The 1,704-nt window shown below is 66.3% G+C and carries 2 protein-coding genes; both read right to left on the reverse strand.

Translation table 11 applies throughout. The features are described 5' to 3' along the window. Window positions 1–148: 148 nt before the first annotated feature. On the reverse strand, window positions 149–1,126 hold the full coding sequence (locus B0W80_RS33970) for a tripartite tricarboxylate transporter substrate binding protein (RefSeq protein ID WP_077003530.1): 978 nt from the start codon (window positions 1,124–1,126) through the stop codon (window positions 149–151). An 85-nt stretch (window positions 1,127–1,211) separates the two neighbouring features. After that, the coding region (locus tag B0W80_RS33975; RefSeq protein WP_179107108.1) for a tripartite tricarboxylate transporter permease at window positions 1,212–1,704 on the reverse strand (493 nt) is incomplete at its 5' end.

A 1,704-nucleotide genomic window follows, 5' to 3' on the forward strand; every position in this document is an offset into this window, starting at 1 on the left:
GTGAGGGGGTTGGCGGACCACACGAAGTGGGGGAGCCTGGGGGAGAGCAACATTCTCCGCGGAACCGGCTTTGCCGGGCCGCTGGTGTTGCCCCCGGCGAGGGGGTTGGCGTACCACACGAAGTGGGGAAGCCTGGGGGAGTACTTGGCTAATCGCTGGTGATCTTGCGGTCGGTGATGATCTTTTTCCACTTGCCGGCGTCTTGCGCCACCATGGCCGCGAACTGCGCGGGCGTGCTGCCGGCCGGCGCGATGCCGAGCTTCGACAGCTTGTCACGCACTTCCGGGTCACGCACGGCTTCGTTGGCCACGGTGTTGACGCGCGCCACGATGTCGGCGGGCAGGTCCTTCGGGCCGTACAGGCCGAACCAGGTGCTCGACTCGAAGCCCGGCAGCACGTCGGCGATGGCCGGCAGTTCGGGTGCGAGCGGGCTGCGCTTCAGCGAAGTCACGCCCAGCGCGCGCAAGCGGCCGTCGCGCACGTGCGGCATGCCGGTGGGCAGTGAGTCGAAGAGCACGTCGACCTTGCCGCTGATCAGGTCGGGAATGGCCAGCGCCGTGCCCTTGTACGGAATGTGCGTGACGAACACGCCGGCCTGCGACTTGAACAGCTCCGCCGTGAGCTGCACGATGGTGCCGTTGCCACTGGAGGCGTAGTTGAGCTTGCCGGGGTTCTTCTTCGCGTAGTCGATCCATTCGCGCACCGTCTTCGCCGGCGAGCTGTTGGGCACCAGCATGATGCTCGGCGCGTCGCCGACGTGGGCGATGGGCGCGAAGTCGCGCACCGTGTCGTAGGGCAGCTTCGGGTTGATGGCCGGGCCGATCGAATGCGTGCTGCTGGTGGCCAGCAAGAGCGTGTAGCCATCGGCCGGCGCCTTGGCCGCCAGGTCGGAGCCGATGGCGCCGCCGGCGCCCGGCTTGTTGTCGATGACCAGCGTGGTGCCGAGCTTCTCGCCCATCTTCTGCGACAGCGTGCGCGCGAAGAGGTCGGTGGCGCCACCCGCCGGAAAGGGCACGACCAGGCGGATCGGCTTGGTGGGGTACGTCGGCTGTTGGGCGAAGGCGGCCGGCAGCGCCGTGGCGCACAGCGCGAGCGCGCCCGCGCGGACGAAGTGGGATCTTTTCATGGGGGTCGATTTTGCCGGGAGGGCCCAAGGCTAGTGGAAAAGCACAAAGGCCGCCCGGAGGCGGCCTTTTGCGACGTAGAGGAGATCAGTCCTCGACGAAGGCTTCTTCGCGTTTGGATTTGACTGCGGGCAACAGCACGATGATCACCATCAATGCCGCCGCGACCAGCAGGCCCGCCGAGATCGGCCGCGTGACGAACACGCTCCACGACCCGCGCGACAGCAGCAACGCGCGCCGCAAGTTCTCTTCCATCATCGGCCCCAGGATCAGGCCGAGCAGCAACGGCGCAGGCTCGCATCCCAGCTTGATGAACATGTAGCCCACGACGCCGAAGATCGCGACCAGCCACACGTCGAAGGTGTTGTTGTTGGTCGAGTACACGCCGATCGCGCAGAACAGCACGATGGCGGGGAACAGCCAGCGGTACGGAATCGACAGCAGCTTGATCCAGATGCCGATCAACGGCAGGTTCAGGATGATCAGCATCAGGTTGCCGATCCACATCGAGGCGATCAGGCCCCAGAACAGCTCGGGGTTGCTGGTCATCACCTGCGGGCCGGGCTGGATGTTGTGGATG

The sequence above is a fragment of the Variovorax sp. KK3 genome (assembly GCF_001984055.1).
Taxonomy (GTDB): Bacteria; Pseudomonadota; Gammaproteobacteria; order Burkholderiales; family Burkholderiaceae_C; genus Variovorax.